The sequence below is a fragment of the Catenulispora acidiphila DSM 44928 genome (assembly GCF_000024025.1).
Lineage (GTDB): Bacteria > Actinomycetota > Actinomycetes > Streptomycetales > Catenulisporaceae > Catenulispora > Catenulispora acidiphila.
Map to the genome: position 1 here is coordinate 6,938,490 of NC_013131.1, position 25,318 is coordinate 6,963,807.

Sequence of the window (25,318 nt, forward strand, 5' to 3'; positions counted from 1 at the left end):
TCCCCGGGAGCAGGTCCGCCTGACTACAGTGCTAGTCATGGCGAACTCGCTCCCGGTCCTGACGTTCACCCCCTCCGAAGGCGACTACGTCTGGACCTTCGGCGGCGCCCCGCCGCTGGCCCGGGTGAAGCCCGGCGACACCCTGGAGCTGTTCACCGAGGACTGCTTCGCCGGCCGGGTCCGCTCCGAGAAGGACCTGGTCACCGAGGTCTGCGAGTTCCCGTTCCTGAACCCGCAGACCGGACCCTTCTACGTCGAGGGCGCCGAACCCGGCGACACGCTGGCCGTGCACTTCGTCTCCATCGAGCCGGCCCGGGACTGGGCCGCCTCGACCACCGTGCCGCTGTTCGGCGCGCTGACCTCCACCCACACCACCGCCACGCTCCAGCCGCCGCTGCCGGAGCGGGTCTGGATCTGGCAGCTGGACCGCGAGCGCCGGACCTGCCTGTTCCGCGCCCACGACAGCGACATCGAGGTCGAGCTCCCGATGGACCCGATGCACGGGACCGTCGGCGTCGCCCCGGCCAACCTCGAGGTCCGCTCAGCCCTGGTCCCCGACGCCCACGGCGGCAACATGGACACCCCCGAGATGCGCGCCGGCGTGACCTGCTACCTCGGCGTGAACGTCGAGGGCGCACTGTTCAGCCTCGGCGACGGCCACGCCCGCCAGGGCGAGGGCGAGACCTGCGGAGTGGCGGTCGAGACGGCGATGAACTCGGTGATCACCATCGAGCTGATCAAGGGCGTCCCCACCCCCTGGCCGCGCCTGGAGTCCGACACCCACATCATGACCGCCGGCTCCGCGCGACCGCTGGAGGACGCCTTCCGGATCGCCCAGCTCGACCTGGTGCAGTGGGTCGCGCGCGACTACGGGCTCAGCGAGCTGGACGCCTACCAGCTGGTGACGCAGGGGGTGGAGTCGCCGCTGGCGAACGTGTGCGACACGAACTACACGTCGGTCGCCAAGATGCGCAAGGCTTTCCTGCCTTCGGGCACGTCGGCGTACGGCGTGCACGAGACGCTGCGGTCGCGGGCGGCGGCTTATCTGGCGGGGTGATCCGGCTGTTCCAGCTGACACGCATCGGGGCGATCACGACAACGCTGCGCACACGTCGGTCACCTTGGTCTGATACAGAACCCTGACCTGCTTCGTCGCCGAGATCGAGATCACCGCGCCGCCGCTGAACACGTATTCGCCCTGCGCGTGGTAGGGGTCGCCGGGGTGGATGGTGACCCCGATGTTGTCCGGCACGTTCCACAGGCTCGACCCATCCGGGAGGTTGACGAGCGTGCCGGCACCGCTGAGGTCCTCGTCGACCGACGCACCGGTCGCCGCATTGGTGAACCGCGCGACCAGCGGCCCTCGGAAGTCGGTCCGCAGCGGGCTGCCGTCGGGATAGGTCGCGGAGATCCGCTGCTCGACGCCTTGGGTGAGGAAGTCGGTCTTCAGCTCGAAGGAGCAGACCGTGCCCACCGCCTGATCCCGGGGCTGGTACGTCACGGGCGTCCAGCCGCCGGTGGAGTCGGCGGGGGTCGATGATGTCGTTGCCAATGCCAATGCCGGAGTCGATGCCGAAGCCGCCGCCGGAAAAGCCGTGACCAGCACCCCGGCCGAGACCGCCAGCCCGATGATCTGCTTGCGCATGATGGTTATCCCTTCGTGTCGTCCGAATCCGCGTCCTGATAAGGCGCGCGACGCGTCTTCACTCTGGAATGCCTCACCCCCCGAGGCGATCGCTTCAGCCCACGCTGAAACGTGAGGACCAGATGCGGATCCACTTCACGCCCGACGACCTGCTGCACGTCCGCTTCGCCGAGGAACCGGCGCCGTTGCTGGAGCTGGCCTTGGCGCTCGCGTCCCTGCACCGCCCCGCCGCCGACCCCGTCTTCACCCGCTGGCGCCGGGAGGCCGCACGCGAGCTGCCGCAGCGGGCACGTCCGCTGCTGGACCTGATACCGCCGTGCGGACGCGGACCGCAGTTCCTGGATCCGCTGGTCCCCGACGTCGAGGACGCCCTCGAACGCGTCGCGGCGTCACCGGGAAGCCAGATACGCCGGGAGATGGCACGCGTCGCGGGCCTGGGACGCCCTCTGACGCCCTGGACCCGGCGCATCGCCACCCGAGACCCGCAGGCCTGGCACGAGCTCCTGACGGCCGTCCACACCGCGTATGACAGCATCCTGACGGAGCCCTGGCGCCGCCTGCGCGCCGGCTTCCACGCCGAGGTCGCCTGGCGCACCACCCGCTGGGGACGCCTCGGCCTCGGCGCAGCCCTGGAATCCCTAATGCCCGGCTCAAAACTCGACGGCCTCACCTGGCACCTGGCACCGCAAAAGGACATCGACTGCCACCTGGCCGGCCACGGCCTGACCCTCTACCCCACAGCGATGTGGAGCGGCCTCCCCCTGATCGCCACCAGCCCCGACGGCTCAAAACTGCTGGTCTACCCAGCCCTCACGCCCCTCCCCCTCCTCCCCGAACCACAGGACACTGACCCGCTGGGCACCCTCCTGGGACGCACCCGCGCACAAGTCCTGGAGGCACTGGCCGAGCAGCGGACAACAGGCAAACTCGCCCACGATCTCGGAATCAGCGCCGCCTCGGCATCCCAGCACGCGACCGCACTACGAGAGGCAGGCCTGGTGGCGACGCGGCGGGAGGGGAAAGCGGCGTGGCACGAGTGCACAGCTTTGGGGGCGGAGCTGTTGCGCACGGGAGTGCGGTAGCGCGTTTTGGCATGGCAGCCGAGCGCCAAGCTTTTGGTTTTGGTTGCCGAGCGCCAGGCTTCTGGTTTTGGTTGCCGAGCGCCAGGTCTCTGGTTTTGGTTGCCGAGCGCCAGGTCTCTGGTTTTGGTTGCCGAGCGCCAGGTCTCTGGTTTTGGTTGCCGAGCGCCAGGTCTCTGGTTTTGGTTGCCGAGCGCCAGGTCTCTGGTTTTGGTTGCCGAGCGCCAGGTCTCTGGTTTTGGTTGCCGAGCGCCAGGTCTCTGGTTCTGGTCCTGGCTCTGGCTCTGGCTCTGGTCTTGGTTCTGGTTCTGGCTCTGGTTCTGGCTCTGGTTCTGGTTCTGGTCTTGGTTCTGGTTCTGGTCTTGGTTCTGGTTCTGGTCTTGGTTCTGGTTCTGGTGTTGGTGTTGGTGTTGGTGTTGGTGTTGGTGTTGGTGTTGGTGTTGGTGTTGGTGTTGGTGTTGGTGTTGGTGTTGGTGTTGGTGTTGGTGTTGGTGTTGGTTCTGGTGTTGGTTCTGGTTTCTGGTTCTGGCTTCTGGCTCTGGTCCCCTAGCGCCAGCTCAGCCGGCGCCCGGCGGCAGCAGCGGCAGCCCTGCGGTCGGGCCATCCTCGATCAGCCGCCACAACCGCTCGGTGTCGACGTACTCCTCGACCGCGTCACCCAGCCGATCGAGCTGCTTCTCCCTCTCCGCCGCGAACGACACGTCCGGATCCGGCTCGAACCGCAGCCCGCACACCCGCGCCACCTCAGCCAGGTAAGCGCGCCGAAAACCATCGCTCTCCAGCGCCCCGTGCCAGATCGTCCCCCACACCGCCCCGTCCTGGCAGCCCTCCAGCGCCGCGCCCGAGGCGTCGGTGAACAGGCTCTCCCCGCCCTCGACCCGCACCTGCCCGTTGTGGATCTCATACCCTCCGACCGGCTCGCCGAGCCCGAAGCCCGTCGGGCGAGTCAGGGTCTTGACAGGGTCGAACACCGTCCGCACCGGCAGGAGCCCGAGCCCTGCGACAGTCCCGCGTCGCGACTCGACCTCGTCCTCGATCACCGTCCCGAGCATCTGATACCCGCCGCAGATCCCCAGGATCGGCCGCCCCTCCGCCGCACGCTTGGCCAACGCCGGCTCCAGCCCGCGCTCGCGCAGCCACGCCAGGTCTGCGACCGTCGACTTCGTCCCCGGCAGCACGACCAGATCCGCCGACTCCACCGCCGCCGCCGAAGCCGTGAACTCGACGTCCACGCCGGGCTCGATCGCCAGCGCGTCCACGTCCGTGAAGTTCGAGACGCGTGGGAAACGGACCACCGCGACCCGCAACCGCGCGCCGCCGTCCAGCGCACCATCCCGAGCGCCGGCCGCGTACGCCTCAATCGGCAGCGCGTCCTCGGCGTCCAGCCGAATCCCCGGCAACCACGGCACCACACCAAACACCGGCCGCCCCGTGAAGTCCTCGATCTGCCGCAACCCGGGCGTCAGCAGCGATGGATCACCACGGAACTTGTTGATGATGAACCCTGATACGAGCTTCTGGTCTGCCGCGTCCAACAGCGCCACAGTCCCGTGGAACGCCGCGAACACCCCGCCGCGGTCGATGTCGCCGACCACCACCACCGGCATCCCCAACGGCTGGGCCAGTCCCATGTTGACCAGGTCGCCGTCACGCAGGTTGATCTCGGTCGGGGACCCGGCGCCCTCGCAGATCACCACGTCGAAACGCGACTTCAAGTCCTGATACGACGCCAGCACCGCCTCGCGCAGCCGCGGTTTGAGCTCCTGGTACGACGTCGCCGACGCCTCGGCGAACACCTGCCCGAGCAATACGACCTGGCTCGTCCGATCGCTGCCGGGCTTGAGCAGCACCGGATTCATCGCCACTTCCGGCTCGACCCCGGCGGCCTGCGCCTGCATCACCTGCGCGCGCCCGATCTCCGCGCCGACGCCCGGTGTCGCGCCGGTCGCCCCATGCGCTGCGTTCGCCGCCCCCGCGACGCCGACCACCATCGAGTTGTTCGACATGTTCTGCGCCTTGAACGGCGCCACCCGCACCCCCTGCCGGGCCAGCCAGCGGCAGATCCCTGCGGTAATCAGGCTCTTTCCGGCATCGGAGGTGGTACCGGCGACGAGCAGCGAGCCCGTCCCGCCGCGCGAGTCGATCATCGGACCAGCTTAGCCGCCGCCTCGGCGAGCGCCGTGACGACCTCCGGATACTCCGCCCCGGTCCGCACCGCGATGAGGCTCACCCGCCGAGGCCAGTCCTCCTTCAGCGGCACCAGCACGACACCCTCTGGCATCAGCGGCGGGACCCCGAGCGTCGGCAGCAGCGTCACGCCGAAACCGTTGGCGATCAACGCCAACGCGGCGCTGAAGTCCGTCGCGCGGTAGCGTCCGCGCGGCTGGAATCCGGCGTCGGCGCAGATCGCGGTCACCTGGTCGTGGCAGGACAAGCCTTCGGCGGCCAGCACGAATGGCTCCTCGACCAGATCCGCCAGCCCGATCCGCTCCGCGGCGGCGAGCCGGTGGCCGGCGGGCACGGCGGCGACGTAGACCTCCTCCAGCAAAGGCAGGATCCTGATTCGTGGATCGCCCAGCAGCGGGCGGTTCGGCGCGGCCATCACGACGGCGACGTCGACCGTGCCGTCGATGAGGTGCGCGACCGACTCCTCGCTCTCGGTGTCGGCGATCTCGAAACGCCACTCCTCGTGCGCCTCGCGCAGCGCCTTCATCGCCGGGGCGATGACCGCCATCACCGCGGTCGGGAAGCCGGCGATCCGGACCGTCATCGGCGCCGGGGAGATGGCACGCAACTCAGACTGCGCACGCTCCAGTTGCGCGAAGACCGCGTCGGCGTGACCCACCAACACCCGCGCCGCCTCGGTGAGGACCACGTTGCGTCCCCGGCGTTCCAGCAGTTCGCAGCCGGTACTCTTGCTGAGCACGGCCAGCTGCTGCGACACGGCCGACGGCGTCAGGTACAACGCCTCGGCCGCCGCCGACACCGTGCCGTGGTCGGCCAGAGCACGCAGCGTCCGGAGTTGCCGCACATCAATCATTCAGCCCACCTTAACAATCCAAAGCAAAATCATTCGCTGGTGCTGAACGATACCCCGCCCGCACACTTTTTTCATGCGCAATCCCCGCCACATCGCCCTGGCGCTCGCGGTCGTCGTGATCTGGGGCGTGAACTTCGTCGCCATCGGCCACGCCCTGGAGGGCTTCCCGCCGATCCTGCTCGCCGCCCTCCGCTTCGCCCTCACCGGCACGGCGGCCCTGTTCTTCCCTCGCCCGAAGGAGGTCCGCTGGTACTGGATCGCCGGTATCAGTGCCTTCATGTTCTTCGGCCAGTACGTCCTGCTGTTCACCGCCATGGCGCACGGGATGCCCGACGGCCTGGCCTCCCTGGTGCTCCAGAGCCAGGCGCCGTTCACTGTGCTAGCCGCCGCGCTCCTGCTCGGTGAGAAGACCGGTCCGCGCCAGGTGGCCGGGATCGCCGCCGCCGTCGCCGGCCTAGTCGTCATCGGCGCCGGACGGGGCGGAAACGTCCCGCTCAGCTCGCTGCTGCTGGCCGTCGGCGCCGGGGCGTCCTGGGCGCTGGGCTCGATCTGCAACCGCAAGGCCGGTGCCACCAACGGCTTCGCGCTGATGGTCTGGGCGAGCCTGTACGCCGCTCCCCCGCTGTTCCTCACCTCGCTGCTGTCCGAGGGCCCGCACCGGATCGGCCACGCCTTCGCGCACCTGCACGCCGGTCCCGTCGTGGGCCTGCTCTACGTGGTGCTGCTGTCGACCTTCGTCGGCATGGGCGCCTGGGTCGTCCTGATCACCAAGTACCCGGCTTCGGCGGTCGCGCCGTACACCCTCGGCGTCCCGCCGGTCGGCATCCTCGCGGCGCTGATCGCCAACGGCGAGCGGATGACCGCGCTGGAGATCGCCGGCTCGCTGGTGGTACTCGGCGGGCTGGTGGCGATCGTCTGGCCGCGCCGGAGCGCGCGGGGCACGTCGGCGCGCCGGTTCCGCCGTCCCCGGATCGTGCCGGATCCGTCCGTGGCCGCCGCTACAGTCGAGGAGAGCACCCACGCCGCTGCCTAGAGCGCACGGCTCAGCACCCGGGAGAAGGACCCTTGGCCGCACCGACCACCGAGCCCCACGGCACCCTGTCGGTCGTCGAGGGCGTGCTGGAGCGGATCACCTTCGCCAACGAGGAGACCGGCTACACCGTCGCGCGCGTCGACACCGGCCACGGCGCCGCCGACCTGCTGACAGTGGTCGGCGCGCTGCTCGGCGCGCAGCCCGGCGAATCGCTGCGGATGCGCGGCCGCTGGGGCTCGCATCCGCAGTACGGCAAGCAGTTCATGGTCGACAACTACACGCAGGTCCTCCCGGCGACCGTCGCGGGCATCCAGAAGTACCTGGGCTCCGGACTCATCAAGGGCATCGGCCCGAAGACCGCCGAGAAGATCGTCGGCCACTTCGGCGTGGACACACTCACGGTCATCGACGAGACGCCGGCCCGCCTGATCGAGGTCCCGACCCTGGGACCGAAGCGCACCAAGCTCATCGCGGCAGCGTGGATCGAGCAGAAGGCCATCAAAGAGGTCATGGTCTTCCTGCAGTCGGTCGGGGTGACCACATCGATCTCGGTGCGGATCTACAAGGAGTACGGCGACGCCTCGATCGACGTCGTGAAACAGGAGCCTTACAAGCTCGCCTCGGACGTGTGGGGCATCGGCTTCAAGACCGCCGACGCGATCGCGGTGGCTGTCGGCATCCCGCACGACTCGCCGGAGCGCGTAAAGGCCGGCATCCAGTACGCGCTATCGCAGAGCTCTGACGCTGGTAACTGCTATCTGCCACGCGAGAAGCTCCTGGAGGAGTCTGTCAAAATCCTGACGGTCCCCACCGAGCTCACCTCCCACTGCCTTGATGAACTCATCGAGGCAGAGGGAGTCGTCGCCGAGGACATCCCGGATCCCGACGGCTACGACCCCGACGAGCCGATTCGCGCCATCTACCTCGTTCCCTTCCACCGCGCCGAAGCCTCGCTGGCCGCCCAGCTACGGCGCCTGCTGGAGGCGCCGGACGACCGCCTCGCCTCGTTCGCCACGGTCGACTGGGACAAGGCTCTGGGCTGGCTGAAGGACCGCACCGGCGCCGACCTCGCGCCGGAGCAGACCGCGGCGGTGCAGCAGGCGCTGACGGCGAAAGTCAGTGTCCTGACCGGCGGCCCGGGCTGCGGCAAGTCGTTCACGGTGCGCTCGATCGTGGAGTTGGCGCAGGCCAAGCGGGCGCGCGTGGTCCTGGCCGCCCCGACCGGCAAGGCAGCCAAGCGCCTGACCGAGCTGACCGGCGCCGAGGCGATGACCGTGCACCGCCTGCTGGAGCTCAAGCCAGGCGGGGACGCCGCGTACGACCGGGACCGGCCGCTGGAGGCCGACCTCGTGGTGGTGGACGAAGCCTCGATGCTGGACGTCCTGCTGGCGAACAAACTGGTCAAGGCCGTCGCCCCCGGCGCACACCTGTTGCTGGTCGGCGACGTGGACCAGCTCCCCTCCGTCGGCGCCGGCGAGGTGCTGCGCGATCTCCTAGCCGCGCCCCGAGTGCCCCGCGTACGCCTGACGCAAGTCTTCCGCCAGGCGCAACAGTCCGGCGTCGTGGTGAACGCGCACCGGATCAACTCGGGGAAACCGTTGGAGCTCAAGGGATTCGACGACTTCTTCCTGTTCGTCGAGGACGAGACCGAGGACGCCGCACGCGTCGCCGTCGAGCTGGCCACGACCCGCATCCCCAAACGCTTCGGCTTCGACCCCCGCCGCGACATCCAGGTTCTGACTCCCATGCACCGCGGCCCAGCCGGCGCCGGAACCCTCAATGGGCTCCTGCAAGAAACGCTGACCCCCTCCCAGCCCTCGCGCCCCGAGAAGCGCTTCGGCGGCCGCACCTTCCGCGTCGGCGACAAGGTCACGCAGATCCGCAACAACTACGACAAGGGAAAGAACGGCGTCTTCAACGGCACCGGCGGCGTCATCACCTCCATGCTCCTGGAGGAGCAGACCCTGGTGGTACACACCGACGAGGACGAAGAGGTGACGTATGAGTTCGCGGAGCTGGACGAGCTACAGCACGCCTACGCCATGACAGTGCACCGATCGCAGGGCTCTGAATACCCCGTAGTTGTGGTCCCCGTGACAATGAGCGCCTGGATGATGCTGCAACGAAACCTGCTCTACACGGCAGTCACGCGCGCGAAGAAGCTGGTGGTCCTGGTCGGCTCGAAACGCGCCCTGGCACAAGCGATCCGCACGATGTCCGCAGGCAAACGCTTCACCGGCCTGGACTACCGCCTGCGATGACAGACCTCATCCTGCACTTCGACAACAACAAGCCCCGCAAACTGAAGTACAACCTCGCCGAGGCGCACAAAGCCGGCGCCACAACCCTGCTCACCTTCGGCGGCGCCTACTCCAACCACATCCGCGCGGTAGCCGCAGCCGGCCGCACCGAAGGCTTCGCAACAATCGGCGTCATCCGCGGCGAGGAACACCTCCCCCTGAACGAATCCCTCGCCTACGCGGCATCCCAAGGCATGCACCTGACCTACATGGACCGCGAGTCCTACCGAACAAAGAACTCACCCACCACCCGCCGCGCCCTGCACAACACTTTCGGCGACTTCTTCCTCATCCCCGAAGGCGGCTCAAACCCCGCCGCAGTCCGCGGCTGCGCAGAACTCCCCGCCGAAATCCCCCACCCCTTCGACATCATCTGCTGCCCCGTCGGCACCGGCGGCACCCTGGCCGGCATCTCCGCCGGCCTCTCCCCCACCCAACGAGCCATCGGCTTCGCAGCCCTCAAAGGCGACTTCCTGAAAAAAGAAGTCGCCGACCTCCAACGCCAAACCTACGGCCACGCCCTCACCAACTGGCACATCGAAACCGACTACCACTTCGGCGGCTACGCAAAGATCCCCCCACACCTAGAAGCCTTCGCCGCAGCCTTCGGCACCACCCACGGCTTCGAAGTGGACCGCATCTACGTCGCAAAAATGCTCTACGGCATCACCCACATGATCGAAGCCAACGCCTTCGCCCCCACCACCCGCATCGTCGCCGTCATCACCACCGGCTGAGAGCCCGCCCACCGATGCGGCACGGCGGCACACCGGCACGACTACTGAGCCATCCGAGTGAGCCCCCGACAACCCCACACCCCACTTTCCACGTGCTCCAAATAGCAGCCACATGGAGGGCAGCCACCACCCCAGCTCCCGCCTCAGCCGCTGGCGCCGCCGGTGAAGTTCCAGCCGGCGAGGTGGAGGGCGGGGGCCATGGCTGAGTAGGCGCCGTATTTCGAGGCGAAGGCTGGGGCGTGGGTGCCTATGGCTAGGACGCGGCCTGGGGCTAGGGCTTCGGGGTAGGACTGGGTGAAGCGGAGGTTTTTGACTGGGTGGGTGATTTCGCCGTTTTCGATGAGCCAGACGCCGTTGCGGGTGAGGCCGGTCATCACGAGGCGGCGGGGGTCCAGGCAGCGGGTGTACCAGTGGTCGGTGACCAGGAGGCCTCGGTGGACCTTGGTGATCAGGCCTTGGACCGCGGAGTCCGCGGCGGGGCCGTCGACTTCGGTGGGGGTGAGGGTGACGGGGGGTTCGAGGCGGACGTTGATCGGTACGGCGCCGTCTGTCGCGCTGGAGGCGCTGGCGTGGCCGGTGCTGGTGGTGGCGGCTTCGCGGGCGGAGCGGCGGTCGTGGGCGACTGCTTGGGTCACGCCGTTGCGGACCAGGTGGAGGGGGTCGCGGGGGGTGCCTTCGGCGTCGAAGAGGGGACCGGCGGCCGGGCCTGAGAGGGGGTCGTCGATCAGGGTGACCAGGGGGTCGAACTGCTGGTCGCCGAGTTTGGCGAAGGACGTGCCCTCGGTGAGGGCCTTGCCGTTGAAGCCGTAGTCGGCCAGGACCCACAGGATGTCGCTGACCGCCGTGGGTTCCAGGACCACTTCGTACTCGCCGGGGTCGATCTCGATCGGGTTCTGCGAGGCGAGGGCCTTGGCGGCGGCGCGCGCGCCGAGTGCGGCGCCGTTCAGGTCGCTCATGCGGCGCGAGGCCTGGCGGGAGGCGCCGTCGGAGGTGGCGGTCTTGGCGATGCCGTCGATCGCGGCCTCGACGACCGTGCCGTGGACGGCCTGCCCCTCAGAGTTCGCATACGCCGTCACGACCAGCCGGTTGCGGTAGAACCCGGCCGCGGTGAGCCCAGCGGCGGTGACCTCGTCCACATACGCCTTCACCTGCTCGGCCCGCGCCTCGGGACCCGCGCCGCCGGTCGCGAGGTCCGGATCGGCCGATGGGATGGGGAGCGGCGCGCGGCCGGACAGTCCTGCCCAGCCCGGGTCCGCCGGCGACAGGCGTACCGCCGCGACCGTGCGCTCGACCAGGGCGGCCAGGCCTGCGTCGTCGGTGACGGTCGTGGTGTTCACGGCGGTGCGGCCGTCGGCGTGGATGCGCAGGGTCACCGTGTCGGTGTCGCTGGCGACGTTCTGGTGAATGTAGGAGTTGGCGAATCGGGTGAGCGCTAGGTGTTCGTGCTCGACCGTCACGTCCACGTCCGCCGAGCCGCCGGCGGCCGTGCGCGCGGCCTGCAGCACGCGCTCGGCGGTCTCGCTCCGCACCGCGGTGTCCGGGCTCATCCGCGCACCCCCACTCGCACGTTCTGGAAACGGGCCGGCGCCGCCGGATGGCCGGTGTGCCCGACCTGCCCGGGCTGCCCCTTGCCGCAGTTCGGCGTGCCCCAGGCGACGATCTCGTGGGAGAGCATGTCCATGCTCTGCCAGAACTTCGGGCCGATGCCGGTGTAGGTCGGGTTCTTCACCATGCGGCCGAGCTTGCCGTTCTTCACCTCGTAGCCGACCTCGCAGCCGAACTGGAAATTCAATCTCTTGTCATCGATCGACCATGACCGGTTCATGTCCATGAACACCCCGTCGTCGGTCGCGGCGATGATCTCCTCCAGCGTGTGCGGACCCGGCTCCAGACCGACGTTGGTCATGCGCACGATCGGCAGCCGCGACCAGTCCGTCGACCGCACGCTGCCGCCATAATCGAGCCCTGCGACAGCCGCGCTCTCCCGCCCGGACAGCACGCCGGTCCAGATGCCGTTGCGGACCGCATCGCGTTTGCCGGCCTTGGTTCCCTCGTCGTCGTAACCGAAGGAACCCAGCGCGCCGGGGTGGGTGGCGTCGATGACGATGTTCATCAGCTCGCTGCCATACTGCAGCGTGCCGAGCTGAGCCAGGTCCAGCCACGAGGTGCCGGCGTACGCCGCCTCCCAGCCCAGGATGCGGTCCAGTTCGATGGCGTGGCCGACGGATTCGTGGATCTGCAACGCCAACTGCTCGCCGCCGAGGATCAGCGCGGTCTGGCCCGACGGGCACTGCGGGGCACGCAGCAGCGCCTGGGCTTCGTCGGCGATCCGGGAGGCCTGCGCGGCCAGGTCGAGCTCGGTGACCAGCTCCCAGCCGCGGGTGCCATACTGGCCGCGCCGCGAGGGGTACGAGCGGACCTGGGTCTCGCGCTCGCCGACCGCGGTGGCCGAGATCCCGCCGCCGCATTCGCGGATGTGCTGGTCGATCCGGTGTCCCTCGGAGGAGACGAACCACTTGCGCGTGTCCCAGATCTGGTAGATGCCGGTCGCGATGTCAGCACCCTGCGAGCGCATCTCGGCGGTGGCCGCCGTCAGCAGATCGCCCTTGTCCGAGACGGGCACCTCGAGCGGATCCACCTCGCACTCGCTGGCCCAGCTGCCGACCTCCGGATCGGCCGGGATCATCGCCGCCGGGCCCGGGACCCGCGAGGAGGCCTTGGCGATCTCCACCGCCTGCCGTCCGGCCGCGCGGACCGAAGGCGCGTCCAGATGCGGCGTCGCGAAGAAACCCCAGCTGGACCCGACAAGCGCCCGCACCCCGATACCGACCGTCTCCCCCTGGTCCAGCGCCTCCACGGCACCGTTGCGGGCGGACATGGACTCGGTCCGGCGGTGCATGACGCGGGCGTCGGCGTAGCGGGCCCCCAGCGCGAGCGCGTGCTCCACGGCCTGATCGGCCGCGTCGAGGTAGCTGCTGCTCATGGGTCCGACCCTAACCCGCACCTTACCAAGACGTCGCGGCGAGCTGCTTCCAGCGGTCGATCAGCAGGTCGGTGGCGGTCCGGCCGCGCACGGCGACCCGCAGCCAGTCCGGGCCGAGGCCGGGGAAGGTGTCACCGCGGCGTACGGCGATGCCCTCGGCGCGCAGCTGGTCGCGGAGTCGCACGGCATTTGGCGCCCTGACCAGGACGAAGGGGGCACGTGAGGCTGCGGGGACGGTGACGCCGGGGATCTCGGTGAGGCGCGCCAGCAGGTGATCGCGGTCCTGGTCGGCCTGTTTGGCGAGGGCTTCGGCTTCGGCGATCGCGTCGGGGTCGCAGACCGCTCGCGCGGCGATGAGCGCCAGCGAGGAGACCGACCAGAGGGGTTGCGCCTCTATCAGAGCCCTGATGAGCGGCGCCGGACCGAGGACGTAGCCGACGCGCAGTCCCGCGAGTCCCCAGGTCTTTGTCAGGCTTCTGATGACGACGATATCCGAGTGTCCAGCAAGGGTTTCGGTCTCGCCGGGGATGCCGTCGATGAAGGCTTCGTCGACGACGACGGTGCGTCCGGGGCGGCGGAGACGTTCGATGGCCGCTGCCGGATGGAGAACCGAGGTCGGGTTCGTCGGGTTGCCGATCATCACGAGGTCGGGCTCGGTCGGGACCGCTTCCGGGTCGAGGGTGAAGTCGCCGGTGAGGATGTGGCGCTCGACGTCGTGACCGGCGGCGCGCAGGGCGGCTTCGGGTTCGGTGAACTGCGGGTGCACGACGAGCGCGCGCCGGGGTCGCAGGACCCTGGCAAGCAGGACGAACGCCTCCGCGGCGCCCGAGGTGAGCAGGACTTCGTCCGGCGCGCGGCCGTGGCGTTCGGCGACGGCTTCGGTGGCGGCGCGGGCGTCGGGGTAGGCGGCGAGCGTCGCGAGGCCTTCGGCGAGGCGGTCGCGGAGCCAGCGCGGGGGTTCCGGGAGGCGGACGTTGACTGCGAAGTCGTGACTGATGGCGACGTCACGCAGCTCGGCGTCGCCGTGGTGCCGCAGGTCCTCGTCCTCATCCATGGGAGTGCGCGTGGCTGTGGTGGTGGCTGTGGCCGTCCTCGTCGGGGTGGTGATGCGGCGCCTGCGCGGCTCCGACCTTGTCTTCGAACCCTGGCATGGCGATGCGGTACACGCAGGTGTCGCAGTTCATCCGGATGTCGCCGGCGACGGCTTCGGCGTGGCGTTCCAGCACAAGGTCGGCGAGCTCGTCGCAGTCGCCGATGACCGGAGCGACGTCGTAGCCCGCGGACTGCTCGACGATGCGGTCCGGCAGGACGCCGCGGAAGAGGAAGTACGGCAGGACCACGATGCGCTTGGCGCCGAGGCGGCGGCAGCGCTCCAGGCCTTCGGAAACCGAAGGCTGCGCAAGGGATACGAAGGCTGTCTCGACCATGCCGATGCCCCGGCCTTCCCACAGCAGGCGTGCGGCGCGGTAGACCTCGGCGTTGGCGTCGGGGTCGGTGGAGCCGCGGCCGACGAGCAGGACTGCGGCGTCGGCGCGTTCCTCGCGGGGCAGGACGGTGTCCAGGCGTGCTTCCAGCAGCGACAGGATGGTCGGGTGCACGCCGAGCGGGCGTCCGTAGGAGAAGGACAGGCCCGGGTGGCGCAGGCGCTCGCGGTTCAGGGAGCCGGGGATGTCGCCCTTGGCGTGGCCGGCGGCGACCAGGACCAGCGGCACGGCGGCGACGCGGTGGTGGCCGGCGCCGACCAGGCGGGCCACGGCTTCGCTGACCGGTGGCGCGGACAGCTCGATGAAGCCGCCGTCCACGGCCTCGACGGCCTGCGGCGCGCGGCGGGCGACGCGTTCGACGAAGGCGCGGAAGTCCTGGGCGCCCTCGGCGTCGCGGGTGCCGTGGCCGACGATCAGCAGGGCGGTCATGAGGCTGTGCCTTCTTTCGCCGGGGCTTTGTGGATCAGGTCTTCGTAAATCAGGGCATTGAGTGCGGCAGCGGCGACGGCCGAGCCGCCCTTGCCCGAGACGTTCGAGACTGCCGGCAGTCCGGACTCCCGCAGCGCCGCCTTGGATTCCGCCGCGCCGACGAAGCCCACCGGCAGGCCGATCACGAGCGCGGGACGGGCCTGCTCGGCGATGGCGATGAGCTCGAACAGGGCGGTCGGGGCGCAGCCAATGACGTAGACGGCGCCGGGTCCGGCCTGCTCAGCGGCGATGCGCAGGGCGGCGGCGGAGCGGGTGATGCCGAGGTCGGCGGCGAGTTTCGGCGCTGCCGGGTCCTTGATCGCGCACACGGCGTCGCGGCGGGTGATGCCGGCGGCGACCATTTCGACGTCAGCGACGATCGGGGCGCCGGCTCTGAGCGCTGCGGCGGCGTGCGCCAGCGCGGCTTCGTCGGTGACGAGGTCGGTGGCGTAGTCGAAGTCGGCGCTGGCGTGGATGACGCGCTCGAGGACGGCCTTGGTGTGGGGCGGGAGTTCGGAGGTGTCGAGCCGGGCACGCAGGATGCGGTAGGACTCGGCCTCGATGGGGTGCACGGCGCGGGCGCTCATGAGCCGCTCCAGGTGTAGCCGCGCGGCGTGACCATGCGGCCGGCCGCGACGCGGGTGTGGGAGCTGCCGACCAGGACGATCGTGTACATGTCGACGTCGGCGGCATCGAAGTCGCTCAGGGTACTGATCCACGCGCGCTCGCCGGGCCGCGAGGCGTCACGGACGCAGCCGACGGGCGTGGTCGGCGGCCGATGCTGCCGAAGGATGTCGAGCGCGTGCCCGAGCTGCCAGTCACGCCCCTTGCTGCGCGGGTTGTAGAAGACGGTGACGAAATCGCCCTGCGCGGCGGCCTGCACGCGGCGCTCGATGGCGGGCCACGGCGTGTGCAGATCGGACAGGGAGATGACCGCGTGGTCGTGCCCAAGCGGCGCCCCGAGGATGTTGGACGCGGCGAGCGAGGCAGTGATGCCGGGCACGCCGACGACATCGACATCATCGAGCTCTGCGAACAAGTCGAGCGCCGGACTGGCCATCGCATAGAGGCCGGAGTCACCCGAGCCGACGAGCGCCACGGCCCGCCCCTGCCGCGCGGTCTGCACGGCATCGCGAGCCCGCGCCTCCTCGCTGCCAAGCCCAGTCGCGCGAACCTCGGTGCCGGGACGCAGGAGGTCACGGATCTGGTCAAGATACTGGTCCAGCCCAATGACGACCGACGCGCGCCGCAGCTCGGCAACGGCACGCGGCGGGAGCAGATCACGCGCGCCGGGACCAAGGCCAATGAGCGCCAGGCGACCTCGGGGGGTGAGGCGGGCTACGGCGGCGGTGGCCATGGGGGCGGGTGCCGGGGCAGGGGCAAGGGCATGAACAAGGTGATTGGCAGCAGCAGGCTGGGGCGGGAGCTCAGGCAAAACCGGTGTGTGGTCGGCGTCAGCAGGAGCGTCGGTGACGGCGAGAGAAGCGCTGGGCTGACCGGCTGCGGCAGAAACCTCAGCCAAGGCCGGCAAAAGATCGGCGGCGAGCGCATTGGGAGCGACGCCAGGGACTGAGGCGATGGCGGGAGCGGCGGCGGGCTGGCTGGCAGCCAAAGACTTGGCCGGGTCGGCGGCGAGCGCATAGGCATCGGCATCGGCACCAGAGACTGCGGCGATGGCGGGAGCGCCGGTGGGCTCGCTGGCAGCCGAACACTCGGCCGGGTCGGCGGCAAGCGCATCGGCGCCGGCATCGGCACCAGAGACTGCGGCGATGGCGGGAGCGCCGGTGGGCTCGCTGGCAGCGGAGGGCTCGAACGGGTCGGCGGCGGGCACCGGGACGTGACTAAGGCGGCTGGCTGCGGCAAGTGCATCGGGAGCAGCGCTAAGAGCTGAGGCGATGGCTGGAGCGGTGGCGGGCTCGCTGGCAGCGGAGGGCTCGAACGGGTCGGCGGCGGGCACCGGGACGTGACTAAGGCTGCTGGCTGCGGCTAGTGCATCGGGAGCGGCGCCGGGAGGTTCGGTGGCGGCCGTCTGCGGCATCGCGCTGGGCACGCTCTTGGTTTTGGGGACGATGAGGGTGGATGGGGGGCGGTTTGGGGCGGTGTGGCGGGCGGCGGCTTCGGCTACGGAGGGGGTGCCTACTGCGGCTTGGACTGTGGGGCTGGGGTTGGGGACCTCTATGGGGGCTAGTTCTTTTGCTGGGTGGAAGTGGATGGGCCAGCCTCGGCGGGTTGCTGCTTCGAGGAGGCCGGGTTCGTTTGACTTGGCGTCTACGGAGGCTAGGTGGGCTACTGATGCGGGGCTCAGGTTGGCGGCGGCTAGGGCTCGGTCTACTGCGTCGAGGACTTCGTCGGCTGTGACGCCGCGTGAGGCACCTACGCCTACGACCAGGGATTTGGGGCGGTAGATCAGGCCTGTGTGGGGTGATGTCTGGTCGGTGATGGTGATCGTGGCTGTGGGGTGGTCTTCGGTGGTGCTGGTGGTGGTGGGCAAAGGCGGGAGGGGCCAGTTATCTGCGCCTATCAGCGCGACCGGGGCACCGGATAGGAGAGCTGCGCCGACTGGGGCTAGCTGGTCGGGGTTCTCGATGGTGAAGCCCAGGTCGGCGCCGTAGGTGTCCAGTGGCTGTGCGCCGGCGGCGTCGGAGGCGGTGGTGATGACTGGTGTGCAGCCGAGGACGGTGGAGACGCGCGTGGCCAGCTCGTTCGCGCCATGGTGGCCGCCGAGGACGGCGACGGCGTGGCGCAGTGACTCGTCGACGCAGACGACGGCCGCGTCAGTGCTCTTATGGCCGAGTATCGGCGCGAGGGAGCGGACTGCGGCGCCGACTGCGAGGAAGGCCACGACCGCGTCGCAGTCCGCGAAGGCTGTGCGCAGCTCGGACGCGCCGCCGTAGACGTGCACCTCCGTGGGCCAGGCGGCGGCCAGGGTGGCGGCGGCGCGGTGGCCGGCGGCGGTCGCGGCGACCACGCCGATCGGCTTGCGGGGCGGAGCGGGTGCCCCGGTGTCGTGGCTCAAGGTCGTTCTCCCCACAGCAGGAACACGGGATTGGCGGCGGCGAAGCGGTGCGCGTCGCCCGGGAGCGCGGACAGGCGCGAGGACTGGAGCAGCACGCCGTCCACATCGCGGCCGAACTTCGTCAGTAGGCTGATGGCATCCGGAACGCGCTCGATGGCGGCCAGCGCGACGACCACCATCGCGGCCGGGGTGGCGGCACAGGCAGCGATCACGTCCACGCCGCCGCCGCCGACGAACACCGCGTCCGGTTCCGGAAGGCGATCGAGGGCAATGGCGGCGTCGGCTGTCATTACTTCGACGGCGACACCATGTGCGGCAGCGTTGGCACGGATGCGATCGCAGGACTCTGCGTCACGCTCGACCGCGACCACCGCCGCGCCGAACCGTGCGCACTCCACGCCCACCGAGCCCGACCCCGCGCCGATGTCCCACACCAGGCGGCCAGGACGCGGACCCAGCTTGGCGAGAGCCAGAGCCCGCACCTCCGACTTGGTGATCATCGAGGCACGGTGCGCGAACTCCGACTCCCCCAACGCCCACGTGCCCGGCACGCCGCCGAAGCCCGCGATCCAGCCACGTTCGGAGGTCAGCCGCGACTCGTCCAGACACAGCAAGACGTGCGGATCGGCGAACGTGGAGTGCGCTGCGGCGTGGGAACTGAGCGTTTCGATCTTCTGGTCCAGGTGACCGAGGCGTTGCGCGACCACGAAGGTGCGGTCCGGGAGTTCGGCGCCCAATTCCCTCGCGCCGGCGCCAGGGCCGGTCAGCACGGCGACCTTGGGAAAAGCGCGGCAGACGTTCGCTACCGGACGCAGCTCACGTCCATGCGCGCTGACCACGATCGCGTCGTCCCATGACAAGCCGACCGCGGCGAAAGCGGTGGCGACGGAGGAAGGCGCTGGCAGAACCTTGATATCGAGTCCGCGTTCTCGTAGCTGACGGACGATGCCGAAGAAACCCGGATCTCCGCTGGCGATCACGCACACGTTCGCGTGCGACGCCATCGCATCGAACATGCCGTCGACGCTGCCGAGAACATAGCGCGCCGCACCTGACGGAAGCTCGATCGCATCCAGGTGACGCTCCCCGCCGACGACCAACGTCGCCGAAGCCAGTGCGGAGCGCGCCGCATCGGAAAGTGGGGCGCCGTCGAAGCCGATGACGGTGACGGTGACGGCAATCTCAGGCATCTGATTCTCGCTGCGCCAAAGCCGCGTCCGCAGCCAGCAACTCCCGACGCGCGCCCCGCTCAGCCCGCCGGAACCCGTGGAAGTGCCCCGGGTGGTACAGATGCGAGCGCGTCCCGTGTGAGCCCAGAGCGGGCCCGATCAGGAACAGCGTGTGCTTCCACAGCTTGCGCGCCTTCACCGTCTCTTCGAGGTCTGCGATGGTGCACTGCGCCAGCTCCTCGTCCTCCCAGGTAGCACGGTAGGCGACGATTACCGGGGTGTCGGGGCTGTAGCCGCCCTCCAGCAGTTCGGCGGCGAGCTGGCCGGAGCGGGCGGCTGAGAGGAACACGGCCATGGTCGTGCCGTGGGCGGCGAAGGCGCGGATCGATTCCTTCTCCGGCATGGGGGTCTTGCCGCCGCCGAGGCGCGTGAGGATGACCGACTGCGCGACCTCGGGGATCGTCAGCTCGCGCTGGGCGATCGCGGCGACCGCCGAGAACGCCGAGACGCCGGGCACGATCTCGGTCTCCAATCCCAGCTCGCGGCAGCGCTCCAGCTGCTCCTGGACCGCGCCCCACAGCGAGGGGTCGCCGGAGTGGATGCGGGCGACGCGCAGGCCTTCGACGACGGCGCGTTCGTAGATCGCGATCACGCCTTCCATCGGCAGCGCCGCGGAGTCGACGATCTCGACCTCCGGGCTCGCGTGCTCCAGGACCGCCTCCTGAACCAGGCTGGAGGCCCAGATGAGGATGTCGGCCTCGGCGATCGCGCGCGCCCCGCGCAGCGTGATCAGGTCGGCCGCGCCCGGACCGGCTCCGATGAACGTGACCTTCGCCGTCACAGCGCTCCCCCTCGTCCGCGCCGCTGCGCGGTGGTGATGACAGTGGACAGATACGGCGCGCCGCCGATCGTGTCCGGGTCCAGGTCCGCGACCGCGCCGACGACCTCCTCCGGCAGTCCCAGCGCCGCGCCGAAAACGGTCTGTTCGCTGCGGCCGGCCTTCTCCACGGCCTGCAGCATCTCCGGCAGGAACCGACCGCCCTTGTAGGCGACGACCGTGTCGAACGCCTCGAGCGCCCGCTCGTAGGCCTCAAGACCGGCGGTCATCGGGAACAGCGCCAGGACTTCGCGTCCCTCGGCCAGGACCGTGCCGGATCGCGAGGCGAGGTCTTGCATCGCGGTGATGCCGGGCACGGTTTCCACCGCGGCGTCGGGCATCAGGGTTCGTACGCTCTGCGCAAGATAGCTGAACGTCGAGTAGATGTTCGGATCGCCGATGGTGGCGAAGGCGATGCTCTCGGCGCCGTCTTCGAACGCTGCGACGACGGCGCGTGCCGCCTCGTCCCAGGCGTTGAGCCGCTCGGCGGTGCGTCCGCCGCGGTCGGACAGCGCGAACGACACGGCGCGGATCGTGTCGCCGTCGATGTGTGCGCGCACCGTCGCCTCGGCACGTCCCGGGCCCTCGGGACCGTCGGCGAGTATGGGCACGAACACGACATCAGCAGCCTGCAATACGCGCACGGCCTTCACCGTCACCAGATCCGGATCACCCGGACCGACGCCGACACCAGTGAGCAGTCGCATCACAGCACCCCGCAGCTCTCGACCAGTCGCCGGGCGATCGAGGGCGCCCCGGCCCAATGCAGATGCAGGTAGGAGGCGTGGATCCGTGCCCCGGCAAAGCCTTCGGTGACCGCTCCCCCGTTGCGGCGCCAGTGCCACGCCGGCGGCGAACCGGCCGACGGACTGACGGCGGTGCGGTGGAATTCGTGCCCTGACACGCGCGTCCCGGCGGCGGCGAGCACCGACTCGGAGGCGGCCACGGCGTGCCGGTAGCCGAGCGTGAGCCGGTCGGTCATCACCGCTTCGGCGTCCACGACGCCGCACATCGGCAGCCCGTCCAAGCTCTTGCCGAGGTACAGCAGCCCAGCGCATTCGGCGGCGATCGCTCCGCCCAGGCGCGCGAACTCCGCGACGTTCTCGCGCAGCGCCTCGTTCGCGGCGAGCTCGGGGGCGTAGACCTCGGGGAAGCCGCCGCCGAGGACCAGGCCGCAGACGCGTTCGGGCAGCTTCTCCTCGCGCAGCGGGTCGAACGGGCAGACCTCGGCGCCGGCGGCGGCGAGCAGTTCGGTGTTCTCGGCGTAGGAGAAGGTGAATGCGGGCCCTGATGCCACCGCGATGCGCGGGCGGGCGCCCCGGCGGCTGCCGACCTCCTCGAAGGGGTCCCAGGCGGTGACGTCCAGCGGCGGGGCGCTGCGGGCCAGGCGGTAGACCTCGTCGAGCTGGAGTCCGGTGTCGACCAGCGCGCCGAGGGCGGCGACGGAGGCCAGCGCCTCCGCGCGGCGTTCGGCGACCGGGACCAGGCCGAGATGGCGCGAGGGAGCCGAGACCGCGGCATCGCGGCGGAGCGCGCCGAGCACCGGCAAGCCGATCTCGTCCAGCGCCTGCGTCAGGATGTTGCGATGGTTGTCCGAGCCGACGCGGTTCAGGACAACGCCCGCGATGCGCACCGCGGGGTCGAAGGAGCGGAAACCGTGCAGCAGCGCGGCGATCGAGCGGCCTTGGGCGGCGGCGTCCACGACGAACAGCACCGGGGCGTCGAGCAGCTTGGCGACCTGCGCGGTGGAGGCCAGCTCGCCCTCGCCGGTCGCGCCGTCGTACAGGCCCATGACGCCCTCGACGACCGCCAGGTCCGCTCCGGCGGCGCCGTGCGCGAACAGCGGCGCGATCCGCTCGGTGCCGACCATGTAGGGGTCGAGGTTGCGGCCGGTGCGCCCGGCGGCCAGCGAGTGGTAGCCGGGGTCGATGTAGTCCGGGCCGACCTTGAACGGCGCGACGGTGAAGCCGCGGTCTGTCAGGGCTTTGATGATGCCGGTGGCCACCGTGGTCTTGCCGTGGCCGGAGGCCGGGGCGGCGATGACGATCCGGGGCACGCTCAGCGGGGCGGACCTCACCACTCGATGCCTTTCTGGCCCTTCTGCCCGGCGTCCATGGGGTGCTTGACCTTGGTCATCTCGGTCACCAGGTCGGCGGCCTCCAGCAGCGCCGGGGCGGCGTCGCGGCCGGTGATGACGACATGCTGCGCGCCGGGGCGCTCGGCCAGGGTCTGCACGACGTCCTCGACGTCCACCCAGCCCCACTTCATCGGATAGGTGAACTCGTCCAGGACGTACAGGCGGTAGGTCTCGGCGGCCAGATCGGCCTTGATGCGCTCCCAACCGGCGCGGGCGTTGTCGGCTTGCAGCTCCGGATCGCTGTGCAGGTCGCGCTGGATCCAGGACCAGCCCTCGCCCATCTTGTGCCAGTCCACGGCGCCGCCCTGGCCGGTGCGCTCGTGCAGCTCGCCGAGCGCCTTGAGCGCCGACTCCTCGCCGATGCGCCACTTGGCGGACTTGACGAACTGGAACACCCCGATCGGCCAGCCCTGGTTCCAGCCGCGCAGGGCCAGGCCGAAGGCGGCGGTGGACTTCCCCTTGCCGGGACCGGTGTGCACGATCGTCAGCGGCCGGTTGCGGCGCTGGCGCGTGGTGAGGCCGTCGTCGGGGACGTGGGTGGGTTGGCCCTGCGGCATCAGGCGGCCCTCCGGTCGGAGCGGGGTCGGTTGCCGTGCACCGCCGCGGTGAGCGTGTCCGCGGCGAGGTCGGTGAGCGGGAGGTGGTCGGCGTCCAGGTCGGCCGCCAGGCGCGCGGCCAGGCCCAGGCGGACCGGGCCGGCTTCGCAGTCCACGACGATGGACGTGCCGCCGAGGGTCGCCACCGCTTGGTGGAGATGGGCCGCGGCACGCCAGGTGTCGGCGAGGGGGTCCTTGGAATGCGAGGCCTGAGTCGCTCGGCCGTCGGTGATGACCAGCACGAGCGGACGCCGGTTCGGGTCGCGCATGCGCCCCACACGCAGCACGTCGGCGGCTTGCAGCAGACCGGCGGCCAGCGGGGTGCGCCCGCCGGTCGGCAGTGAGGTCAGTCGCGCGGCGCCGGCGTCGACGGACCAGGTGGGCGGCAGGGCGACTTCGGCCTCGCGGCCGCGGAAGGTCACCAGGCCGACCTTGTCGCGGCGCTGATAGGCGTCCAGGAGCAGCGAGAGGATCGCGCCCTTGACGGCGGCCATGCGCTGGCGGGCGGCCATCGAGCCGGAGGCGTCGACGACGAACAGGACGAGATTTCCTTCGCGGCCCTCGCGAATCGGCTCTCGCAGGTCCTCGGCGCGCAGGCGCAGCGCGCCTTCGCGGCGGCCTCGGGCGACCTGCTGGGGCGCGGAGGCGTGGACGGTCGCGACGAGGTGCAGACCGTGGCTGCCGGGGCGGGCGCCGACGGAGCGGCCGCCGGTGGCGCGGGATCGGGAGCGGCGGCCCTCGGCGCCGGTGCCGACGCCTTCGACCTGGAGCAGGCGGGCTTTGAAGGGTTCGCTCGGGGCTGCGGGCGGATGCTCGCGGGCGGGGTCGGCGGAGTGGGCTGAGTTGGTTGCGTCGGTTGCGTTGGCGGCACGCTGCGAGCGCGATTCGCCGTCAGCCGCCTCCGGCTGCCCGCCGCGCGGTCCGGCATCCGGGGCGGTCTGGTCAGCCGCGGAGCCATCCGGTCTTGCCGGGCTGTCAGTTTGAGGATTTGTGGCGCTGTCAGGGTTTTCCGGACTGTCTGTACCACTAGGGCCAGAGCCAGGACCGGGATCAGGGTCCTGATCCCCGTCGTCCATGGCCTCGTCCAAGCGCTCCTCGTCCAGCCCGGGGGCGTCGAACGGATGGCGGCGCCGGCGGTGCGGCAGCGCCAACTTCGCCGCCTGGCGCACGTCCTCGGCGGTGACCTCGTCGCGTCCGGCCCATGCCGCGAGCGCCGTCGCGGCGCGTGCCGTCACCAGGTCCGCGCGCATCCCGTCGACCTCGAAGGCCGCGCAGATGCGGGTGATGCGCAGCAGTTCGGCATCGGGCAGCCGCACCGCGGGCAGCAGGGCGCGGGCCGCCTCGATGCGGGCGGCGGTCTCCTTGTCGGCCTGCTCCCAGGCGGCGGCGAAGGCCTCCGGGTCGGCCTCGTAGGCCAGGCGGCGGCGGACGACCTCGGCGCGCTCGGCCGGGTCGCGGCTGGCTCGCACCTCGACGGTGAGACCGAAGCGGTCCAGCAGCTGCGGGCGCAGTTCGCCTTCTTCGGGGTTCATGGTGCCGACCAGCAGGAAGCGGGCGGCGTGGCGGACCGAGACGCCTTCGCGCTCGACGTGCGCGACGCCCATCGCGGCGGCGTCCAGGAGCAGGTCCACGAGGTGGTCGTGGAGCAGGTTGACTTCGTCCACGTAGAGCAGGCCGCGGTGGGCGGCGGCCAGCAGGCCCGGCTCGTAGGCCGCGACGCCGGAGGCCAGGACCTTCTCCAGGTCCAGGGAGCCGACGAGGCGGTCCTCGGTCGCGCCGACCGGCAGCTCGACCAGGCGCGCGGGGCGTGAGTGGGCGGCTGGGTCGCCGACGGTTTCGCTCGCGGTGTCGCCAGGGGCGTCGCCCGAGGTACCGCCCGCGGCATGCGGGCCGTCCGGGCAGGCGGGGTCAAGCGCGGCCGGGTCGCAGGAGAAGCGGCAGCCGGGGACGACCGCGATCTGCGGCAGCACGGCAGCCAGGGCGCGCACGATCGTCGATTTCGCGGTGCCCTTCTCCCCGCGCACGAGCACGCCGCCGACGGCCGGAGACACGGCGTTCAGCAGCAGGGCCAGCCGCAGGTCGTCGAGACCGACGACGGCGGTGAACGGGTACGGCGGCACGCCGGATCAGCTCCTCACGGGTATCCACGCCCGACAGGTCTCCTCAAGAGAACACGCCGCGGGGGCGGCGTGCCTGGGGCGGCCGTAGTCTCCTGACTCTCAGATCCGCGCGCCTGCCCGGCCTTCCCAGAACACTGATGTTCCAGTGGCATATCGAGCGGGAGGCACTCCCTGATCACAGTGGCGGGACCGTTCCGGATTCGCACCGGATTCCTGCCGACCGTCCCGCGTGCAGCATCCCGCAGCGATCACCGGGCGTCAAACCGTGTCCGGGCCGCGCGCGGGGTGGCGCCGGGACGCGGGGGGACGCGGCGGTGCGGCGCCCGGTGGCGCGATGTCCGGATGTGTCTGTCAATGGGAGGGTGAGCGATCGACAGCGCAGACGCCGTGTCCTGGGTGAATACGAGTTGGACGGCGGCGCCTTCGGGAGCGCGCTCGGGAGCGCGCGGACGGCGGTGCGGGGTGAGCAACGCGACACGCGCGGGGAAGCGAGCGAGCTGCGGGCTCGGGCGCTCGGCCGGCCCGGGACGCTGTGGCGGGCGGTGCTGCGGCGGATTCGGACGGGCTGAGGGCGCGGACCGCGGGACCGCGGGTACGCCGGGCTTCAGCGGGCGCAGCGGGGTACGGCGGCTAT

22 protein-coding genes and 1 riboswitch are annotated in these 25,318 nt (G+C 70.5%); of the genes, 7 read left to right on the top strand and 15 right to left on the bottom strand.

The genetic code is table 11. The features are described from left to right. The first annotated feature begins 37 nt into the window (after positions 1-37). Entirely contained in the window at positions 38-1,057 is a 1,020-nt protein-coding gene (locus CACI_RS29825; protein WP_015794606.1) for an acetamidase/formamidase family protein, read from the top strand. A 33-nt stretch (positions 1,058-1,090) separates the two neighbouring features. Here the strand turns inward: CACI_RS29825 and CACI_RS46215 are convergent, their stop codons facing one another. After that, positions 1,091-1,645 (bottom strand): hypothetical protein, encoded by a 555-nt coding sequence (locus tag CACI_RS46215; protein WP_015794607.1) that lies wholly within the window; start codon positions 1,643-1,645, stop codon positions 1,091-1,093. Between the two features lie 122 nt (positions 1,646-1,767). Here CACI_RS46215 and CACI_RS29835 point away from each other — a divergent pair, with 122 nt between their 5' ends. Further along, a complete protein-coding gene (locus tag CACI_RS29835) occupies positions 1,768-2,727 on the top strand; it encodes an ArsR/SmtB family transcription factor (protein WP_015794608.1) in 960 nt (319 codons plus the stop codon). A 235-nt stretch (positions 2,728-2,962) separates the two neighbouring features. Continuing rightward, positions 2,963-3,274, top strand: coding sequence for a hypothetical protein (locus tag CACI_RS51535; protein WP_190276650.1), 312 nt, complete (start codon positions 2,963-2,965; stop codon positions 3,272-3,274). 7 nt (positions 3,275-3,281) lie between these two features. Here CACI_RS51535 and CACI_RS29840 read toward each other — a convergent pair whose 3' ends face one another. Both CACI_RS29840 and CACI_RS29845 read right to left on the bottom strand, forming a co-directional pair. Next, positions 3,282-4,871 (bottom strand): cobyric acid synthase, encoded by a 1,590-nt coding sequence (locus CACI_RS29840; RefSeq protein WP_015794609.1) that lies wholly within the window; start codon positions 4,869-4,871, stop codon positions 3,282-3,284. Further along, positions 4,868-5,764: a LysR family transcriptional regulator gene (locus CACI_RS29845; RefSeq protein ID WP_015794610.1), complete on the bottom strand. Its 897-nt coding sequence runs from the start codon at positions 5,762-5,764 to the stop codon at positions 4,868-4,870. The genes CACI_RS29840 and CACI_RS29845 overlap by 4 nt, the downstream gene beginning before the upstream one ends. A 73-nt stretch (positions 5,765-5,837) precedes the next feature. Between CACI_RS29845 and CACI_RS29850 the strand changes: the two genes are divergently transcribed. From CACI_RS29850 to CACI_RS29860, 3 genes are read left to right on the top strand one after another with little or no spacing between them, the layout of a single operon-like run. Beyond that, entirely contained in the window at positions 5,838-6,797 is a 960-nt protein-coding gene (locus CACI_RS29850) for an EamA family transporter (protein WP_015794611.1), read from the top strand. Positions 6,798-6,829: 32 nt separating this feature from the next. Beyond that, on the top strand, positions 6,830-9,058 hold the full coding sequence (gene recD2 / locus CACI_RS29855) for an SF1B family DNA helicase RecD2 (protein ID WP_015794612.1): 2,229 nt from the start codon (positions 6,830-6,832) through the stop codon (positions 9,056-9,058). After that, on the top strand, positions 9,055-9,834 hold the full coding sequence (locus CACI_RS29860) for a 1-aminocyclopropane-1-carboxylate deaminase/D-cysteine desulfhydrase (RefSeq protein ID WP_015794613.1): 780 nt from the start codon (positions 9,055-9,057) through the stop codon (positions 9,832-9,834). Before recD2 ends, CACI_RS29860 begins: the two co-directional genes overlap by 4 nt. A gap of 143 nt (positions 9,835-9,977) precedes the next feature. Here CACI_RS29860 and CACI_RS29865 read toward each other — a convergent pair whose 3' ends face one another. The 12 genes from CACI_RS29865 to CACI_RS29920 are packed head-to-tail and all read right to left on the bottom strand — an operon-like array spanning position 9,978 to position 24,684. Further along, positions 9,978-11,381, bottom strand: a complete 1,404-nt coding sequence (locus tag CACI_RS29865; protein ID WP_015794614.1) for a TldD/PmbA family protein — start codon at positions 11,379-11,381, stop codon at positions 9,978-9,980. Continuing rightward, complete coding sequence (locus CACI_RS29870) at positions 11,378-12,817, bottom strand: TldD/PmbA family protein (protein ID WP_015794615.1); 1,440 nt, start codon at positions 12,815-12,817, stop codon at positions 11,378-11,380. The genes CACI_RS29865 and CACI_RS29870 overlap by 4 nt, the downstream gene beginning before the upstream one ends. Before the next feature lie 22 nt (positions 12,818-12,839). Then, the gene (gene cobC / locus CACI_RS29875; RefSeq protein ID WP_015794616.1) at positions 12,840-13,871 is read right to left on the bottom strand and encodes an Rv2231c family pyridoxal phosphate-dependent protein CobC; all 1,032 of its coding nucleotides are present in this window, start codon (positions 13,869-13,871) and stop codon (positions 12,840-12,842) included. Beyond that, entirely contained in the window at positions 13,864-14,730 is an 867-nt protein-coding gene (locus CACI_RS29880) for a sirohydrochlorin chelatase (protein ID WP_015794617.1), read from the bottom strand. Before CACI_RS29880 ends, cobC begins: the two co-directional genes overlap by 8 nt. Then, positions 14,727-15,356: a precorrin-8X methylmutase gene (locus CACI_RS29885; RefSeq protein ID WP_015794618.1), complete on the bottom strand. Its 630-nt coding sequence runs from the start codon at positions 15,354-15,356 to the stop codon at positions 14,727-14,729. The genes CACI_RS29880 and CACI_RS29885 overlap by 4 nt, the downstream gene beginning before the upstream one ends. Continuing rightward, the gene (gene cobJ / locus CACI_RS51540) at positions 15,353-17,785 is read right to left on the bottom strand and encodes a precorrin-3B C(17)-methyltransferase (protein WP_015794619.1); all 2,433 of its coding nucleotides are present in this window, start codon (positions 17,783-17,785) and stop codon (positions 15,353-15,355) included. The genes CACI_RS29885 and cobJ overlap by 4 nt, the downstream gene beginning before the upstream one ends. Beyond that, on the bottom strand, positions 17,782-18,975 hold the full coding sequence (locus tag CACI_RS29895; RefSeq protein WP_015794620.1) for a bifunctional cobalt-precorrin-7 (C(5))-methyltransferase/cobalt-precorrin-6B (C(15))-methyltransferase: 1,194 nt from the start codon (positions 18,973-18,975) through the stop codon (positions 17,782-17,784). Before CACI_RS29895 ends, cobJ begins: the two co-directional genes overlap by 4 nt. Then, positions 18,968-19,795 carry a precorrin-4 C(11)-methyltransferase gene (gene cobM / locus CACI_RS29900; RefSeq protein WP_015794621.1) on the bottom strand — a complete coding sequence of 276 codons (828 nt, stop codon included), beginning with the start codon at positions 19,793-19,795 and terminating at the stop codon, positions 18,968-18,970. Before cobM ends, CACI_RS29895 begins: the two co-directional genes overlap by 8 nt. Then, positions 19,792-20,541, bottom strand: coding sequence for a precorrin-2 C(20)-methyltransferase (gene cobI, locus CACI_RS29905; protein WP_190276651.1), 750 nt, complete (start codon positions 20,539-20,541; stop codon positions 19,792-19,794). The genes cobM and cobI overlap by 4 nt, the downstream gene beginning before the upstream one ends. Beyond that, positions 20,538-21,908 (bottom strand): cobyrinate a,c-diamide synthase, encoded by a 1,371-nt coding sequence (locus tag CACI_RS29910; protein ID WP_015794623.1) that lies wholly within the window; start codon positions 21,906-21,908, stop codon positions 20,538-20,540. The genes cobI and CACI_RS29910 overlap by 4 nt, the downstream gene beginning before the upstream one ends. Next, positions 21,905-22,525, bottom strand: a complete 621-nt coding sequence (gene cobO, locus CACI_RS29915) for a cob(I)yrinic acid a,c-diamide adenosyltransferase (RefSeq protein WP_015794624.1) — start codon at positions 22,523-22,525, stop codon at positions 21,905-21,907. The genes CACI_RS29910 and cobO overlap by 4 nt, the downstream gene beginning before the upstream one ends. After that, complete coding sequence (locus CACI_RS29920) at positions 22,525-24,684, bottom strand: putative cobaltochelatase (RefSeq protein WP_015794625.1); 2,160 nt, start codon at positions 24,682-24,684, stop codon at positions 22,525-22,527. Before CACI_RS29920 ends, cobO begins: the two co-directional genes overlap by 1 nt. A gap of 87 nt (positions 24,685-24,771) precedes the next feature. After that, positions 24,772-24,898, bottom strand: a riboswitch (cobalamin riboswitch). 148 nt (positions 24,899-25,046) lie between these two features. Here CACI_RS29920 and CACI_RS50370 point away from each other — a divergent pair. Continuing rightward, complete coding sequence (locus CACI_RS50370; RefSeq protein ID WP_143765438.1) at positions 25,047-25,253, top strand: hypothetical protein; 207 nt, start codon at positions 25,047-25,049, stop codon at positions 25,251-25,253. Positions 25,254-25,318: the final 65 nt, after the last annotated feature.

What these genes read in the sequence shown, in the direction of transcription:
- CACI_RS29825 (WP_015794606.1), top strand. Translation starts at nt 38, where the DNA reads ATGGCGAACTCGCTCCCGGTCCTGACGTTCACCCCCTCCGAAGGCGAC.
- CACI_RS46215 (WP_015794607.1), bottom strand. Translation starts at nt 1,645, where the DNA reads ATGCGCAAGCAGATCATCGGGCTGGCGGTCTCGGCCGGGGTGCTGGTC.
- CACI_RS29835 (WP_015794608.1), top strand. Translation starts at nt 1,768, where the DNA reads ATGCGGATCCACTTCACGCCCGACGACCTGCTGCACGTCCGCTTCGCC.
- CACI_RS29840 (WP_015794609.1), bottom strand. Translation starts at nt 4,871, where the DNA reads ATGATCGACTCGCGCGGCGGGACGGGCTCGCTGCTCGTCGCCGGTACC.
- CACI_RS29845 (WP_015794610.1), bottom strand. Translation starts at nt 5,764, where the DNA reads ATGATTGATGTGCGGCAACTCCGGACGCTGCGTGCTCTGGCCGACCAC.
- CACI_RS29850 (WP_015794611.1), top strand. Translation starts at nt 5,838, where the DNA reads ATGCGCAATCCCCGCCACATCGCCCTGGCGCTCGCGGTCGTCGTGATC.
- CACI_RS29860 (WP_015794613.1), top strand. Translation starts at nt 9,055, where the DNA reads ATGACAGACCTCATCCTGCACTTCGACAACAACAAGCCCCGCAAACTG.
- CACI_RS29865 (WP_015794614.1), bottom strand. Translation starts at nt 11,381, where the DNA reads ATGAGCCCGGACACCGCGGTGCGGAGCGAGACCGCCGAGCGCGTGCTG.
- CACI_RS29870 (WP_015794615.1), bottom strand. Translation starts at nt 12,817, where the DNA reads ATGAGCAGCAGCTACCTCGACGCGGCCGATCAGGCCGTGGAGCACGCG.
- cobC (WP_015794616.1), bottom strand. Translation starts at nt 13,871, where the DNA reads ATGGATGAGGACGAGGACCTGCGGCACCACGGCGACGCCGAGCTGCGT.
- CACI_RS29880 (WP_015794617.1), bottom strand. Translation starts at nt 14,730, where the DNA reads ATGACCGCCCTGCTGATCGTCGGCCACGGCACCCGCGACGCCGAGGGC.
- CACI_RS29885 (WP_015794618.1), bottom strand. Translation starts at nt 15,356, where the DNA reads ATGAGCGCCCGCGCCGTGCACCCCATCGAGGCCGAGTCCTACCGCATC.
- CACI_RS29895 (WP_015794620.1), bottom strand. Translation starts at nt 18,975, where the DNA reads ATGCCTGAGATTGCCGTCACCGTCACCGTCATCGGCTTCGACGGCGCC.
- cobO (WP_015794624.1), bottom strand. Translation starts at nt 22,525, where the DNA reads ATGCCGCAGGGCCAACCCACCCACGTCCCCGACGACGGCCTCACCACG.